The following is a 15,868-nucleotide window of genomic DNA, read 5'->3' on the forward strand; positions in this document are numbered from 1 at the left end:
TGCATCCCATCGGAAATTTTATGCAAACGTTTTCGTAACACTATCATAACAAAATATGAATAGTTTGCAACTGTTTTCATTGAACTCTATGTAGATTCCTTATTCTTATGCTTTATTTATTTCTCACAAGAGCAAATCTCATTCCTCATCTGCTCTTGTCCACGCACGTTACATATGCTTTTCATATATTAATAAAAAGCACTACTTATTTTAGAAAGGAGTGATAAATTGAAACAAACAAAATTAACAGGTCGTATCGTTGTTCCTTCAGATCCTGACTATGACATAGCCCGAATGAACTTAAATTTAAGTATTCCAAAACTCCCTTGTATTATTGTTTTTTGCCAAAATAAAACTGATGTATGTAACGCCTTAAAATGGGCACGCGAGCGTCATGTACCATTTCGCTTAAGAAGCGGACGTCATAGCTATGAAAATTTTTCTCTTTTAAATAGAGGACTTATTATTGATGTGAGTGAAATGCATCGCATTACTGTTCATACAGATAAATTAACAGCAACAATTGAAGCTGGTGCAAACCTTGGCACTGTTTATAAAGAGCTTTGGAATTATGGTGTGACAATACCGGCTGGTACAAGTGCAAGCGTTGGAATTGTTGGATTAACACTTGGCGGGGGCATCGGTATGCTTTCACGCTTATTTGGATTAACATGTGATCAATTAATAGAAGTTGAAATGGTACAAGCATGTGGTAAATTTGGAGCAAAAATCATTCGTGCAAGCGAACATGAAAACCATAACTTGTTTTGGGCATGCCGCGGTGGTGGTGGTGGAAACTTCGGAATTATTACTTCTTTGACTTTTCGCGTACACCCTATAAAAAATGTATCAATCTTCTCCATTACATGGGAATGGGAAGATTTTATTGCTGCCTTTCAAGCTTGGCAAAACTGGGCGCCTTATGTAGACGAACGTCTCACTTCATCAATTGAATTATTCACAAAACAACAAAACAAAATTGAAGCACAAGGTGAATTTGTTGGCTCTCCCTCTGAACTCCATTCCTTATTATCTCCTCTTCTTGAAACTGGTACCCCCTCTCTCTTTATAGATGAAGTTCCTTATATAAAGGCTGTTGAATTTTTTAACAGTGGTAACATCCCTGAAAACTTCAAGCGCTCCGGTTCCTACGTATATAAACCTATTCCTCTTAAAGGAATTCAAATCATGCAGTATTTTCTTTCACATGCACCAAATAAGGATGCGAGTATTTGGCACCAATCGCTCGTAGGTGCTGTTGAAAATATTCCGCCTACTGAAACAGCTTATTTCCATCGCAAAGCAATTATTGCGCAAGAATACATTACCTCTTGGAAATGTGATGGTGAAGAAAATCGAAATATACGCTGGGTTAAAGATTTACGAGAAAGCTTAGACCCTTATACACTAGGTGACTATGTCAATTGGCCCGATATCGACATTAAAAATTGGCAAACTAGTTATTATGGCCCTAACTTTCAAAGATTACGTAAAGTGAAAACCATATATGATCCTTGCAATGTTTTTCGTTTTCAACAAAGTATCCCTCCTTTTCATACGTAAGAAAAGGGATACAATAAAAAATCATCCAATATGCTATTACCTCGCAGCATGTTGGATGATTCAAGTTGATTTTCTATATCGTTTCAAATTATTGCTCCTACTCATAAACTTTTACTTACGGATTAATTTTATTTCGTATCATCTTCATGCAGTGAATGTATTTTAATATTTGGAACTTCATCTTTTTCAATACCGCTACTATAAACAACAGGAATTTGAAATTCGACTTGCTTTGTCTCATGTTTTTGTAAATAGATTGGATTTGGTATTGGATAACTTTTTGAATCCTCATATAAAACAACTTTTAATGCTTGTGAATGATTACGATAATTTTTTAAAGTAACGATGCACTTTCGTTCGATATCCTCTCCATTTTTCTCCATCCTACACTGGCTATCATCTTTTTTATATTCTATTGCTTCTACGCCTGTTTTTCCTGCGTAGTACCATGTTTTATTCAATGTATGAAGGATGTTATTTAAAATAAACGGCATCATTAAAATCAAAATACTAATACCTACTACTTTTATCTTATTCATTTTTCTAAATGTACTAGACTCCTTTTTTCCTAGCCATTTCAAAAATAATATAAATGCAATTACATGTAGTACGAAAGAAACAATCAATATATTTGAAACTTTGTAATTCATATAAATATCCGTATGTATCGGAACCTTATAGAGATTAAATAGCTCTTCCCCTATTAATTCATTATCATTTGGAATTTTTAATAATAATAAAACCCCTATACTGTAAAAAATAGCTACTAATCGATCATACTCAATGCGAATCATTCCTTCTCCCCTTCACTTTGTTTTTATTATCGATTTTAGCTATTATTACTATACTATACAATCTTTTTATAGAGGATAACGTAAAAAAGTTCCTTATAAATATATAAAGAACCTTATTAATATACAATATGAATTAAAAAATCAATCTACAATTTTCACATAGAGATTTCCTCAAAATATGTTGGATTATGTATTGTAATTTTTTTATCTAAAATTGTAACAATACTATCATTTTTTAATTGTTTTAATACGCTACTAACCGTCTCTCGAGACGTACCAGATATTTTCGATATTTCAATGGTTGTAAGTGGGCAGGAAATTACAATCGTTTCGCCACTCTGTTCTCCTAAATCCTGCATTAAATAATTTAATGTTTGAATGACCCGATCTTGTGCATTAGGAATTGTAATATTTTGTACTCGATTTTCGTTTAGCTTTAATATCGATGATAATTGCTGAACAACATACATTAATTGTGTCCTACTAGATTTCACCATATCTTCGAAAATTACTGTCGGAATATAATAGACCTCTACATCTGTCATCGCTTCTGCCGTATAGTTATATCCTCTGTCTGTAAACATACCACCATAAGGAAAAATAGAATACCTCTTTACATAGTCATCATATAATAAATTCCCACTTTGATTTACCCGCTCTAACTTTACAAATCCATCTAACATGAAGTAAATTCTTTCTCTTGAATCCCCTTCTAAAAATAAAAATTGACCCTTTTTATAAGTTCGCCAATAGACAAACTCCGTCAAACCTTTCAATTTCTTTTCTGTTAAATGAGCAAATAATTCGAACTGCTTTAAATCCTTAACTACGTTCCGTCTATTCATAAAATTCCCTCTCTCTTGCTGTATGTTGGAGCGAAAAATCAAGAAAGCGTATTCAATTTGAATTTTATCATAACTAACTTATATATTCAGATTTCATCATGAAAACTTTATGAACAATACGTACAAAAAATATGAATCAATAAAAAGAATGAAGTTACTAACTTCATTCTTTTTTCAATAATAAGTAGCGTACATAATGTATTTAAACATACATGCATACATTTTGTTTTGAAATAATAGTACCGGCTTTTTCTTCTAGTGCTTCATATACTTTTTCTAAAGACGTAATAATTGTTTTTCTTTTTGTATTTGTATTAACAAAATTAATAGCAGCTTCAATTTTTGGAAGCATGCTTCCCGCAGCAAATTGCTGTTCCTCAATGTATTCTTCTAATTGATTCACTGTGACATGCTCTAATTTTTTTTGATTCGGTTGATTATAATTTACATACACATGATCAACTGCAGTTAAAATAACAAGCGTATCGGCATCTACTAATTCTGCTAATTTCTGCGCAGCGAAATCTTTATCGATAACCGCTTCAGTTCCTTTTAGCCCTTCTTCAGAATCAATTACTGGAATTCCACCACCGCCAACAGCTATCACTATATTTCCATCTTCGACCAAAGAATTAATCACTTTATGTTCATGAATACTTACAGGCTTCGGTGATGGAACAACACGTCTCCACCCTCTACCCGCATCTTCTTTAAACACTGCTTTTGTTTCGTCCATTAATCTTCTGGCCTCTTCTTCTGTATAAAAAGGACCAATTGGTTTAGTTGGATTTTTAAATGCCTCATCTTTTTTATCCACAACAACGCGTGTTATAACCGTTGCTACATCTTTTTTTATATTCCGTTTTTTCAATGCCTTTTCAATCGCATTTTCCATCCAATATCCAATCATTCCTTGGCTCATTGCCCCACAAGTATCTAATGGCATTGCAGGTGTCTTTTCCGTTTCTGCAGCTTTTTGCTGCAATAAAATATTCCCCACTTGTGGACCATTTCCATGTGCAATTACTATATCTACATCATTTTCCATTATTTTCACAAGTTGTTCCGCCGTTTTTTCCAACGCTTCTTGCTGCGCCCCCGCAGTAGCTTTTCCAGACTGTATCGCATTTCCCCCTAGTGCAACTACAATTTTTCTTCGTGCCATATTTCAGCCCTCCAGTTCATTTCGTTTTCACAGAGCTCTATAAAGTAATGCTGCCTGTAATTAATCCATAAATCGCAAAAAATGCTAAAGCACCAATTGCTACGGATGATGCTAATTCCACTCGAGTAAATATTTGCTTCGAACTCTTTTGCTTTTGAACATTGTAAAAAATAAAAATACCTGGCGCATATAAAGTCATTGTTAATAATAGATACTCTAAACCAGCTGCATAAACTAACCAAACACCATAAATACTTGCTATCAAGCCAATTACTATATTTTTATTTCGATCTACTTCCTCAGACTTTAAGCTATGTTTCAGTTGATAAAATGCTGAAAAAGCATATGGAATTAAAATAGCTGAAGATGCTAAAGAGAATGCAAAGTTATACGCCTGATCAGAAACGACGAATGTTAACAAGAACATTTGAATTAAACCATTTGTTATCCATAATGAATTTACTGGAGCCTTATTTTTATTTTCTTTTGCGAACCATTTTGGAAACACTCCATCTTTAGCCGCTAAATATGGAATTTCAGAAGCGAGCAAAGTCCACCCTAACCAAGCACCTAATACAGAGATGACTAAACCTAAATTAATAAAGATAGCACCCCATTTTCCAACAACACTTTCAAATAAATAAGCCATAGCCGGATTTTTCAAACCAGCAATATCTGCTTGTTGCATAAGTCCAAGAGACAATAATGTGATTAAAATGTAAATGATGAGTGTACCAATTAAGCCAATAACCGTTGCTTTCCCTACATCACTTCTATTTTTTGCTCGACTGGATAAAACAACAGCACCTTCTACCCCAATAAATACCCATAAAGTTACAAGCATTGTACTTTTAACTTGGCTGCCAACTGCTCCCCATGAAAAAGAACCAGTTTGCCCCCAAAATCCATCTAAAAACGTATCAATATGAAACGCGAAGATTCCTATGACAATAAATACAAATACAGGTACTAATTTTGCGATTGTAGTTACTAAATTCACAAGTGCCGCTGATTGAACTCCACGTAAAATTAACATGTGAACACACCATAATAATACGCTTGCACCAACAATGGACGCTACGTTTTGCCCGCCTTCAAAGATCGGGAAGAAATATCCTAATGAAGAAAACAATAATGTGCCGTAAGCTACATTCCCAAGCCAAGCAGATAGCCAGTATCCCCACGCACTATTAAACCCCATAAAATTACCAAACCCTGCTTTTGCATAGCTAAAAATACCACCATCTAAATCTGGCCGTTTTACAGTTAGATTTTGAAAAGATAATCCAAGTGCAATCATCCCAATTCCTGTTATAACCCAGCCAATAATAATGGCTCCAGCACCAGCACCTTTTGCCATATCACTCGCTAAATTAAAGGCTCCACCGCCAATCATAGACCCCACTACAAGAGCCGTTAATGTAAACAACCCTAGTTTCTTATCTTCACCCATTCCACTCACCTCTCTTTAATTGCAATAACAATACAAAAGCAATAGTGAATGATAGTGTCTAAAGGAGGAGAAAGAAGAAAGGAAGACTCCCTTTCTTCTTTACTCCATGTTTCCTAAAGTAGCTGCCATAACCGCTTTAATTGTATGCATTCTATTTTCAGCTTGATCAAATACTTTTGAATGTTTACTGCGGAATACTTCGTCAGTTACCTCCATTTCTTTCAACCCATATTTCTCATAAACTTCTTCGCCATACATCGTTTCGACATCATGAAATGCAGGTAAACAATGTAAGAAAATCACGTTTTCATTTCCTGTTTCTTTAATCATTTTCATATTTACTTGATAAGGTTTCAATAACTTGACACGTTCAGCAAATTTTTCTTCTTCCCCCATAGACACCCATACATCTGTATAAATTACATCTGCATTCGCAACTGCTTCTTCCACATTACTTGTTATCATTACCTGTTCATTATATTTTTTTGCTAAATCTATTACTTCTTGTGCAGGCCATAAAGTTTCCGGTGTACAAATACGTACATCCATTCCAACGATTGCGCCACCAACTAGTAAGCTATTAGCAACATTATTTCGTCCATCTCCAACGTAAACGAGCTTCACATTTTTCAGTTTCCCTACATGTTCTCTAATTGTTAATAAATCTGCTAGTGTTTGTGTTGGATGCCACATATCTGTTAATCCATTCCAAACCGGCACACCAGAATTTTGTGCTAAAGATTCTACAGTTTCATGATTAAATCCACGAAACTCAATTCCGTCAAACATACGCCCTAACACTTTTGCTGTATCCTCTACAGATTCTTTTTTCCCAAGCTGAATATCACCTTTCCCTAAATATTCAGGATTTGCCCCTAAATCTGTACATGCTACTGTAAATGCACAACGCGTACGAGTAGAAGTTTTTTCAAATAAGAGCGCTACATTTTTACCTTCTAAATAATGATGCGGGATACCATTTTTCTTTTTCTCTTTTAATTCTGCTGCCAAATCTAGAAAATATAACAATTCTTCTTGTGTAAAATCTTTTTCTGCTAGAAAGCTTCTTCCTTTTAAATTTGGTCTAGTCATTAACATACTTCATCCCTACTTTCTCCGTTATTTATACTAAATATCTTTACGAACAATTGGCATACTCATGCAACGTGGACCCCCACGACCACGAGATAATTCTGAACTTAGCACCTCAATCACTTCTATACCGTGTTCCCGTAATAACGTATTGGATACATAGTTGCGATCATATGTAACAACTACACCTGGCGCGATTGCTAATGTGTTCGAGCCATCATTCCATTGTTCACGAGCAGAAGCAATTACATCTCCTCCTCCACATGGAATAAGAACTAATTCACTTAAGCCTAATACCTCTTTTAATGCTTCCATTAAAGAAGTACGATGTGTAATTTTAAGAGTTTCCTCATCTGATCCTTTTTCTAAAATATAAATATTCATATTCCCTTTTGGCCCTTGAATAGCTGGGTGAATTGTAAACTTGTCATAATCAACCATTGTAAATACTGTATCTAAATGCATAAATGCTCGGCATTTTGGAATTTCTATTGCTAACACTTTCTTAATTTTATTTTGTCGGCTAAAGAGATTTTTTGCTAAACGTTCAATTGCTTTAGCTGAAGTACGAGCAGATACTCCAATCGCAATTGTTTCTTCATTTAAAATTAGCTCGTCGCCACCTTCAATTGGAAATTTATAATCACGATCTAACCAGATTGGTACATTATGTTTTTCAAATCTTGGATGATATTTAATGATGTACTCCATGAATAATGATTCACGTCTACGCGCTGGTTCTCTCATCTTATTTATCGTTAAGCCATCGCCCACGCTAGCTGCTGGATCACGAGTAAAATATAAATTAGGCATTGGATCTAAGTAAAACGGATAGTGATCTTCCATTAATTCATATAAATGTGTCTTCTTACTTGTTTCAATTTCGTTTTTCCGTACACCGCCCATAATTTTTTGAATTAATTCTTCATTTGAAAAGGAAAGTAAATATTCTTTTAAAGTTTGATGTGCAACATTTACGTCGGCCTGTCCTTCTTTTAAAATACGATCAACAAATTCTTCTCGAAGTTTTTTATCTACTAACGCCTCAGCGGCTAGTTTTTCTAAATAAAGAACTTCAACACCCCGATTGCGTAACGTTTGTGCAAAATAATCATGCTCTTTTTGAATAATTGGTAAGTATGGAATATCGTCAAATAATAATTGCTGTAAATAATCTGGTGTTAAGTTTTCCACTTCTTTACCCGGTCGTTTTAATAAAACCGTTTGTAATTCCCCAATTTCTGAAGTAACATGTATCGGATGCTTCATTTGTTGTACCTCCTTTTAAATATGTTTGATGTCTTACAAGTACATAATAAATGCTACACGCTTTCACCTTTGTGAAATCATCCACATTATCATTGTGAAATATTAAACAAGTTATTTTTTTAAAATCATATTAATTTGTATTTTTATAATAATCCATCCCGATTTTTTAATAAAAAATACATATATTACGCATATATGTTGAATATTTAACTTCCGTATTTACACAAAAATCCTGTTTTTAATAAAAATTAAAAACAGGATTTTGCATCTAAAGAATTAAATTTAATCGTTCTTCTAAAATCTCCCTATCTGATTTCGACTGAGAAATTATAAGGCATGTATCATTTCCACATATACATCCTATTTTTTCTTTCCAATCTAACTCATCAAACAAAACACCAATAACATGTGCATTTCCAGGTAATGTTTTAATAACCATTAATTGATCTACACAATCAATTTTCACAACAACCTCTCGTAATTTTTTCTTTAATTTTATATCAGTTTGTAAATGCTCTTCTGAGAAAATTTTATATATCATCAATCCTTCTTGAGAAGGTACCTTCGTTAAGTTTAACTCACGAATATCTCGAGAAACCGTAGCTTGTGTTACTAATACATCTTTTTTTGCTAACAATTCTACTAATCTTTCTTGCTTCTCTATTTCATACTCTTTTACAAATTGTTTAATTAATCGTTGTCTTTTTTCTTTTTTCATAAAAGACACCCCTTTTAATATTATAGCTCGCTATAAATTTCATCCGAAAGGGACAGAAAAGAATGTTGCGGAAACGTTCATAGTTTATATCTTTTAACTATAGATATTAAATCTAGCTAAAAAAAGAGAAGAACAGTATTCTGTTCTTCTCTTTTACATTGAAAATCGTTTAATTGTTTGTTTCAATTCTGTTGCTTGTTTCTCTAGATCCTTTGATAATTGATCGATTGCTATCATATTTTTAGATTGTTGCAACGTCACACGTGCTACTTCTTGTGAACCAGCTGACGTTTCTTCAGCAATTGCTGCTACGGCCTTTGTTTGTGCTCCTGTTTGATGAATGTGGTTCACTTGTTCATTCATATAACCACTAATTTGCTTGGTTGCATCCGCTACTTCCATAACACTTGATGACATTTCTTTTAAAATTAATTCCGTAGCCTCCCCACGTTTCGCCTCTTCTTTAGCTATTTTCACTTGTTCTGTCATTTTCATTGCAACTTGTTGTACTTCCTCTTGCATATTTCGTAATAACTGCGATATGTTTCTTGCAGAATGATCACTTTCATCAGCAAGTTTTCGTACTTCTTCCGCAACAACCGCAAAGCCTCTTCCATGCTCTCCTGCACGAGCAGCCTCAATAGAAGCGTTTAGTGCTAATAAATTAGTTTGGCTAGCAATCTCACTCACAACAGATACAATGTGTTCTACTTGTTTCATTCTTTCCTCTAACTTCTGTACATTTTGCATTGAATCTTCATTTTCTTTCGCCAATGTTTGAATACCTTGAATTAAAGACGTAAAGACACGAGTACTATGCCCTAAAGCTTGAACCATTTCTGAAGACAACTCATCAGACTGTTTCGCTTTCTCTTCTACTTCACTTGCAATAGAAGTTGTTGTATCAACAGCAGAAACAATTGCCTGAATGGATGCAGCTGATTGTTCAGCGCCAGAAGAAATCTCTGCAAGTGTTTCAGAAACACCTTGTGCTTGTTTCGTTGCTTCGCCTGTTTGTTTTCTAATTTGCTGTACTTGATTGTTTGTATACGAAAATGTTGTATCAATATTTTTTACCATGCCCCTTAAGTTCCCTAGCATCATATTAAATGCAACACTTAAAGATTTAATTTCATCATCAGTCTTCGGTAACGGAACATCTTCACGAATGTCTCCTTCAGCCGCTTTTCTCGCCGCCTCCTCTAACTTTCGAAGCGGTTTAATTAAAAATATGGCTGCTCCATATGCTAAAATTCCAGACCATACTACCCCTAATAACATAACGATAATATTATATGCAGTTTGACTTACATAACTTTGAAAATAATCATATATCACATAAATAAAAAATATACTTGTTGAATATGTAATTAAAGCTAAAACTGTAGTGAATAGCATAAGTTGTGTACGTAAGCCAAAGGAAAATGTCTTCCTTTCTTTTTCCATCTCTTCTTTCCCCCTTTGTATAAGTAATATAAGTACTACCTATATATTATTATCCATATTTTCATTATAGAAGGATATAGAGATTTTAAAAAATTATTATTTCCTTTAATATCAAATCCACGAAAAAAATAAAGGATTCTGACAATTTGTGACTAATAACAGAAATAAGGGGCAACATTTGTAAAATATATTTTTGACTGGGGGTTTTGTATGATTCAGGTTCGAAATCTAGTAAAATCATTTGGCTCACTTGACGTTTTAAAAGGAATTGATTTAGAAGTACAAGAAAAAGAAGTTGTCGTTTTAATTGGTGCCAGTGGTTCCGGTAAAAGTACATTACTTCGCTGTCTTAACTTTTTAGAAATGTACGATGAAGGTGAAATTCACTTACAAGGTGAACGAATTGATCCAAAGCATTCAAATTTAAACAAAGTCCGCGAAAATGTCGGTATGGTTTTTCAGCACTTTAACCTCTTTCCTCATATGACCTCACTAGAAAACATCATAGAAGCACCTATTCATGTAAAAAAATTAGAAGCAGCAAATGCAAAAGAAATCGGAAATCAGCTTCTGCAAAAAGTCGGCCTACAAGATAAAGCAGATGTAACGCCCCATCTCCTATCAGGTGGTCAAAAACAGCGTATTGCTATTGCACGAGCTCTTGCTATGAACCCTAAAATTATGCTATTTGATGAACCTACCTCAGCTTTAGACCCTGAACTTGTTGGAGAAGTGTTGCAAGTTATGAAAGAACTTGCTGAAGAAGGAATGACCATGGTTATTGTTACTCATGAAATGAATTTCGCAAGAGATGTAGCTGATCGCGTCATTTTTATGGATGATGGAAAAATTGTAGAAGATGCTCCGCCAGCACAATTCTTTTCAGCTCCATCACATGAACGAGCGAAACAATTTTTACGCAACGTTTTATAATATAACTTCTGTTTCAAACGAAAAGAAATACATTCATACGGTGCACAACTAATCATCTAAATAAAATATTTCAATAACATACTTAAAACCATCCGTATGATCAATATATAGGAGGGGTTTTATGAAAAGAAAACTATTAACCATTGTTGCGAGTATTACATTATGCACATCCTTTATACTAGGAGCCTGTAGTAAGGAAAGTGCTACTACTTCTTCAAATGGTGAAAAAGAATTTCGTTATGCGATGAGTGGCTTATATAAACCTTTTAACTATAAAGAAAATGACGGAAAACTTGTCGGTTTTGATGTAGAACTAGGTGAAGCACTCGCGAAAAAAATGAATATGAAACCAACCCCTATTACAAATCCATGGGAAACGCTAATCCAAGGTCTCAAAGCGAAAAAGTATGATGTAATACTGGGCAGTATGGCAATTACAGAAGAACGCTTAAAAGCTGTTAATTTCTCAAATCCTTATTATCGTTCTGGTGCCCAAATTTTTGTAGCTAAAAAGAATACATCTATCTCTTCTCCAGAAGATTTAAAGGGTAAGAAAATTGGTGTTGTAAAAGCTAGTACCTTTAAAGACCTCGTTGCAAAACATACAGATCAAATTACAGAATACGATAGCGATATTACTGCACTTATGGACTTAGAGCCTGGACGTATTGATGCAGTAATTACAGATCAAATGGTTGGTTTACGCATGATCAAAGAAGGTAAATCAAATATAAAAGAAGCTGGAAAACCACTAAACCTTGATGAAATGGGAATTGCTATTCGTAAAGATGATAAAGAAATGGTCGAGAAAGTAAATAAAGCTTTAGATGAAATTATTAAAGATGGTACGTATGAAAAGATCAGTAAAAAATGGTTTGGGCGTAATATTCTTGGTGAAGAGGAAAAAACGAAGTAATTTAGCCCTTCAAAGTTTCCATAAATCATGCCCCACTTTGTGTGGGGCATTTCATTCTCTACTAAAATCTATATAATATGAGGTGAAACGCATGTTTGAAATTTTTATCTCTACCTATCCCACACTCTTAAAAGCTACTATTGTCACATTACAATTAACACTAACATCCCTATTACTCGGTTCACTAATTGGATTACTATTCGCTTTCTTTCGAATCTCTAACAATAAAGTTTTAAATAGTATTGCTCACATATACATCGCCATTATTCGTGGTACACCTTTAATTGTTCAAATCGCCATTCTCTATTTTGGGATTACATCCGTTGTTGTTTTTACTCCTTTTTGGGCAGGAGCCATTGCTTTAGCAATTCATAACGGTGCATATATTACTGAAATTTTCCGAGGCTCTATCCAATCTGTCGATCGTGGGCAAATGGAAGCTGCTCGCTCTCTAGGTATGCCGTATCCTTTAGCGATGCGCCGTATTGTATTACCGCAAGCATTCCGTCAATCTATTCCTCCTTTAGGAAATCAGTTTATTATTGGATTAAAGGACTCTTCCCTCGTTGCATATGTAGGATTGTCCGAATTATGGGGATCAGGTTTATCCATTGCTGCAGGTAACTTCCAACAATTAGATACATACATAATTGTTGGTTTATATTATCTTGTTCTTGTTCTCCTATTCACGTACCTTGTTAACCTTTTAGAAAAACGACTACAACGAAAAGAAACTAACTCCGTCCAATTCCATACAAAGAACAAAAAGGAAGTCTCTTTATAAGAAAAAGCAAGCCTGAGATGGCTTGCTTTTTCACTGCAACATATATCAATTTTTACGGATTTACTTTTTTAATACTCTCTTCTTCCTCTATATGTTCCTCACGATATGAAATATTATGAGGATCTAGCCCATTTCCTAAAGAACCATAGAAATGCTCTCTATGCGGATCCACTAATTCACTTCCTTGATAATACACACGTGGTGTATTCCATAGCGCTGCCAAAGCTTTTGTCATCGGCATCTCATGATAGCGTTCCGGCCACATTTCTTTAATTTTCTCTTTTACTAACGGGTAGTATTTAGAGCTCATAGCAGGGAACAAATGATGTTCTGTATGATATGAGAAATTGAAATGTAAAACGTCTACCCAACGCGGCACTGTTACTGATAAACAGTTTGCTAACGGATCATTTACTGGAACAATTGGATTTAAGCGGTGATTTGTTGCGATATATGCCATTACAATAAAGTTAGCAATTAACAATGGAATCACATATGCAAATAACCATTTTCCAGGCCCCATAATAAACAATAAACTAATCCAAACAGTCCAAGGCAAAAGAAGTTGAAGCCATACAGATTTTTGATTGGATGACTTAAACTCTTTTATAAAATGAAAGAACATTCGAGTCGAATGCAATGTAAATTGAATTGTTAGTGACAGAAAACTAAAGAATGAACGTACATGAAGAGGCATGCGGTATACCCAGCTCAAAAACTTACTCTTTTTAAGCTTCTCAAGTGTAGGCCATGCATCTGGATCATTCTCTTCATGTTGTGTATGAACGTGATGCGTTGCATTATGCCACTTTCGCCAAAGTTTAGGACCTGTTGATAATGGCATAAATGCAATCGCTCCTAAGAAATCACGAAGCCATGCCTTTCTTACAACAGTTCCATGTAAAATTTCATGCCCTAAAAACCCAAGTGAAGCAAAACATAATCCAAGAACGATCGCAATTCCTAGATTAGCCCACACATTCAATTCAAATACACCAATCGATATTAACCCCGCCAATGCCACAAGTAAATAAGCCAGTCCGCCAAATAAACGAGTAGGAACTGGTTTAAATGCTTTTTTCGGCAAATGTGGTGATACACGTGCTGCATACCACCCAAACGTATGAAGCTCCTTCATCCTTTTGCCCCTTTCTTATGCCGCGCCTTGCGCAACTTACATATATCAATTCTTGCTTCCAGATTGATTTTACTAGGTGATTAAAAAGCATCTGTTATAAGGAAAATATACTCACTCTATCGTCACTTATTTTTCGCTTTTATTATCAATGAAAAACATTTATCTTTTTACTCTCTATCAACCTTTCCACATGATGAATCATATCAATAGAATTTCCACATTGTCAACAACTTTTATGACCTAGTAATAAAAGTTGGTTATATTTTTATAATTATACTTTATTTCACTAAAGAAAAAACATAGATTTTATAAGGTTTCATTCATTATACATATACGTACTTTGCCATGCTATAGACTCTATCTTATTCAAGAACTCTCTGTTTAAACAACAAATATACTCATCTAAATCTAGCTTTACACAACTCCTACCTCTTCATACCGACAACGTCCAATAATTATATCGAGATAATTTTATCTTTCTTTTAAATAAAGTGAAACTTTAATCAGTGGGGGGCTTCATCTCCCGCTGATTATTAGCCCTCACCAATCGGACTTTTATGGGTAGCCCGCCCCCCACCTAACTTCTTTACTTTCGCTGAATTTTGAGGTGGGGGTCTTACTGTCCATTAAAGTGAGATAAAAATAGCCTACCTCTAAAACAACACACATGAATTTCATATCATATGGAAATATTAAAAGGAAAATTGTTCTAAATCAGGAGGTTTCCTTAATGACAAGCGATACGTTTCCACAATTCCCATCATCTTATTGGATTGAATCTACCCAAATCCCAACTTTTCCCCCTTTATCTGAAAATATAAAGACAAAAGTTGCTGTTATCGGTGCTGGTATTACAGGTATTACTACTGCCTATTTACTTGCAAAAGAAGGCATCGATGTTGTGTTAATTGATTCTGGGCTTATTTTAAACGGGACGACTGGGCATACAACAGCAAAGATAACAGCGCAACATGATCTTATTTATGATGAATTAATCAATCATTTCGGTATGGAAAAGGCCGGGCTTTACTATGAATCAAATAATCATGCTCTACAATTTATTAATGAAACTGTGCAAACATATAAAATCGACTGTAATTTCTCAAATGAAGATTCATATTTATATACAACTACCGATAAGGGATTAAGAAGTTTATCGAAAGAATATGAAGCCTATCAAAAATTAAATATACCTTGTGACTATGTTCAATCTCTATCGATTCCAATTCCAGTACAATCTGCACTTGTCATGAAAAATCAAGCCCAGTTTCATCCCCTTCTTTATTTGAAAACACTTTTAGAAAAGTTTGTGGAGATGGGAGGAAAAGTTTACGAACAAACGACTGCTATGGATGTAGAAAAAGGAGATTCTCCACAAGTCATTACAAAGGGCGGACATCGCATCACTTGTGAATATGTTGTCTCTTGTTCACACTTTCCTTTTTATGATGCGAATAGCTTTTTCTTTACGCGAATGTACGCAGAACGCTCTTATGCTCTTGCTATTAAAGCAAAAACAGATTATCCAGGTGGCATGTATTTAAGTATTGATGACCCAAAACGCTCCTTACGCTACACAACAAGCAATGGGGAAAAATTAATTTTAATTGGCGGAGAAAGTCATAAAACAGGACAAGGAATAAACACGATGCTTCATTACGAAGCACTTTATTCTTTTGCGGAAGCAACGTTTGGAATAGATGAAGTTCCTTATAGATGGTCAGCACAAGATTTAATTACGCTAGATAAGCT

14 protein-coding genes and 1 pseudogene are annotated in these 15,868 nt (G+C 34.5%); 5 read left to right on the forward strand and 10 right to left on the reverse strand.

Annotated features, from left to right (window positions below):
- Positions 1–228 precede the first annotated feature (228 nt).
- Complete coding sequence (locus tag MR079_RS17010) at positions 229–1,563, forward strand: FAD-binding oxidoreductase (protein ID WP_242294343.1); 1,335 nt, start codon at positions 229–231, stop codon at positions 1,561–1,563.
- Between the two features lie 128 nt (positions 1,564–1,691).
- On the opposite strand, the gene MR079_RS17015 is transcribed toward MR079_RS17010, so the two are convergent.
- The 9 genes and pseudogenes from MR079_RS17015 to MR079_RS29575 form a co-directional block, all read right to left on the reverse strand.
- Positions 1,692–2,357, reverse strand: a complete 666-nt coding sequence (locus MR079_RS17015) for an ABC transporter permease (protein WP_242294344.1) — start codon at positions 2,355–2,357, stop codon at positions 1,692–1,694.
- A 155-nt stretch (positions 2,358–2,512) separates the two neighbouring features.
- On the reverse strand, positions 2,513–3,202 hold the full coding sequence (locus MR079_RS17020) for a Crp/Fnr family transcriptional regulator (protein WP_001081912.1): 690 nt from the start codon (positions 3,200–3,202) through the stop codon (positions 2,513–2,515).
- Between the two features lie 202 nt (positions 3,203–3,404).
- A complete protein-coding gene (gene arcC, locus MR079_RS17025; protein WP_139869470.1) occupies positions 3,405–4,367 on the reverse strand; it encodes a carbamate kinase in 963 nt (320 codons plus the stop codon).
- A 37-nt stretch (positions 4,368–4,404) separates the two neighbouring features.
- Entirely contained in the window at positions 4,405–5,820 is a 1,416-nt protein-coding gene (gene arcD, locus MR079_RS17030) for an arginine-ornithine antiporter (RefSeq protein WP_000503408.1), read from the reverse strand.
- 99 nt (positions 5,821–5,919) lie between these two features.
- Positions 5,920–6,918 (reverse strand): ornithine carbamoyltransferase, encoded by a 999-nt coding sequence (gene argF / locus MR079_RS17035; protein WP_002163765.1) that lies wholly within the window; start codon positions 6,916–6,918, stop codon positions 5,920–5,922.
- A 30-nt stretch (positions 6,919–6,948) separates the two neighbouring features.
- Positions 6,949–8,181 (reverse strand): arginine deiminase, encoded by a 1,233-nt coding sequence (arcA, locus tag MR079_RS17040; RefSeq protein WP_000682337.1) that lies wholly within the window; start codon positions 8,179–8,181, stop codon positions 6,949–6,951.
- 268 nt (positions 8,182–8,449) lie between these two features.
- The gene (argR, locus tag MR079_RS17045) at positions 8,450–8,899 is read right to left on the reverse strand and encodes an arginine repressor (RefSeq protein WP_000711840.1); all 450 of its coding nucleotides are present in this window, start codon (positions 8,897–8,899) and stop codon (positions 8,450–8,452) included.
- Positions 8,900–9,052: 153 nt separating this feature from the next.
- On the reverse strand, positions 9,053–10,003 hold the full coding sequence (locus MR079_RS17050; protein WP_439195582.1) for a methyl-accepting chemotaxis protein: 951 nt from the start codon (positions 10,001–10,003) through the stop codon (positions 9,053–9,055).
- Positions 9,995–10,345, reverse strand: a pseudogene (locus MR079_RS29575) (HAMP domain-containing protein); the annotation flags it as partial. The pseudogene MR079_RS29575 and the gene MR079_RS17050, both read right to left, overlap by 9 nt.
- Before the next feature lie 210 nt (positions 10,346–10,555).
- On the opposite strand from MR079_RS29575, the gene MR079_RS17055 reads away from it, so the two are divergent.
- The 3 genes from MR079_RS17055 to MR079_RS17065 all read left to right on the forward strand — a co-directional run bounded on the left by MR079_RS17055 (position 10,556) and on the right by MR079_RS17065 (position 12,978).
- The gene (locus MR079_RS17055; RefSeq protein WP_000616944.1) at positions 10,556–11,278 is read left to right on the forward strand and encodes an amino acid ABC transporter ATP-binding protein; all 723 of its coding nucleotides are present in this window, start codon (positions 10,556–10,558) and stop codon (positions 11,276–11,278) included.
- A 121-nt stretch (positions 11,279–11,399) separates the two neighbouring features.
- Positions 11,400–12,194: an ABC transporter substrate-binding protein gene (locus tag MR079_RS17060; protein WP_000823737.1), complete on the forward strand. Its 795-nt coding sequence runs from the start codon at positions 11,400–11,402 to the stop codon at positions 12,192–12,194.
- Between the two features lie 91 nt (positions 12,195–12,285).
- Positions 12,286–12,978: an amino acid ABC transporter permease gene (locus MR079_RS17065; RefSeq protein WP_242294346.1), complete on the forward strand. Its 693-nt coding sequence runs from the start codon at positions 12,286–12,288 to the stop codon at positions 12,976–12,978.
- Between the two features lie 52 nt (positions 12,979–13,030).
- Here MR079_RS17065 and desB read toward each other — a convergent pair whose 3' ends face one another.
- Positions 13,031–14,116 (reverse strand): Delta(10) desaturase DesB, encoded by a 1,086-nt coding sequence (gene desB / locus MR079_RS17070; protein ID WP_139869468.1) that lies wholly within the window; start codon positions 14,114–14,116, stop codon positions 13,031–13,033.
- A gap of 730 nt (positions 14,117–14,846) precedes the next feature.
- On the opposite strand from desB, the gene MR079_RS17075 reads away from it, so the two are divergent.
- A partial coding sequence (locus MR079_RS17075; protein ID WP_242294347.1) for an NAD(P)/FAD-dependent oxidoreductase occupies positions 14,847–15,868 on the forward strand: 1,022 nt, incomplete at its 3' end.

The sequence above is a fragment of the Bacillus cereus group sp. BfR-BA-01381 genome, assembly GCF_022663555.1.
Classification (GTDB): Bacteria; Bacillota; Bacilli; order Bacillales; family Bacillaceae_G; genus Bacillus_A; species Bacillus_A pacificus.

Bases quoted from the DNA above. Each gene is read 5' to 3' on its own strand.
- arcA (WP_000682337.1), bottom strand. From the start codon at position 8,181: ATGAAGCATCCGATACATGTTACTTCAGAAATTGGGGAATTACAAACG.
- desB (WP_139869468.1), bottom strand. From the start codon at position 14,116: ATGAAGGAGCTTCATACGTTTGGGTGGTATGCAGCACGTGTATCACCA.
- arcD (WP_000503408.1), bottom strand. From the start codon at position 5,820: ATGGGTGAAGATAAGAAACTAGGGTTGTTTACATTAACGGCTCTTGTA.
- MR079_RS17055 (WP_000616944.1), top strand. From the start codon at position 10,556: ATGATTCAGGTTCGAAATCTAGTAAAATCATTTGGCTCACTTGACGTT.
- MR079_RS17060 (WP_000823737.1), top strand. From the start codon at position 11,400: ATGAAAAGAAAACTATTAACCATTGTTGCGAGTATTACATTATGCACA.
- MR079_RS17050 (WP_439195582.1), bottom strand. From the start codon at position 10,003: ATGATGCTAGGGAACTTAAGGGGCATGGTAAAAAATATTGATACAACA.
- MR079_RS17015 (WP_242294344.1), bottom strand. From the start codon at position 2,357: ATGATTCGCATTGAGTATGATCGATTAGTAGCTATTTTTTACAGTATA.
- MR079_RS17020 (WP_001081912.1), bottom strand. From the start codon at position 3,202: ATGAATAGACGGAACGTAGTTAAGGATTTAAAGCAGTTCGAATTATTT.
- arcC (WP_139869470.1), bottom strand. From the start codon at position 4,367: ATGGCACGAAGAAAAATTGTAGTTGCACTAGGGGGAAATGCGATACAG.
- argR (WP_000711840.1), bottom strand. From the start codon at position 8,899: ATGAAAAAAGAAAAAAGACAACGATTAATTAAACAATTTGTAAAAGAG.
- argF (WP_002163765.1), bottom strand. From the start codon at position 6,918: ATGTTAATGACTAGACCAAATTTAAAAGGAAGAAGCTTTCTAGCAGAA.
- MR079_RS17065 (WP_242294346.1), top strand. From the start codon at position 12,286: ATGTTTGAAATTTTTATCTCTACCTATCCCACACTCTTAAAAGCTACT.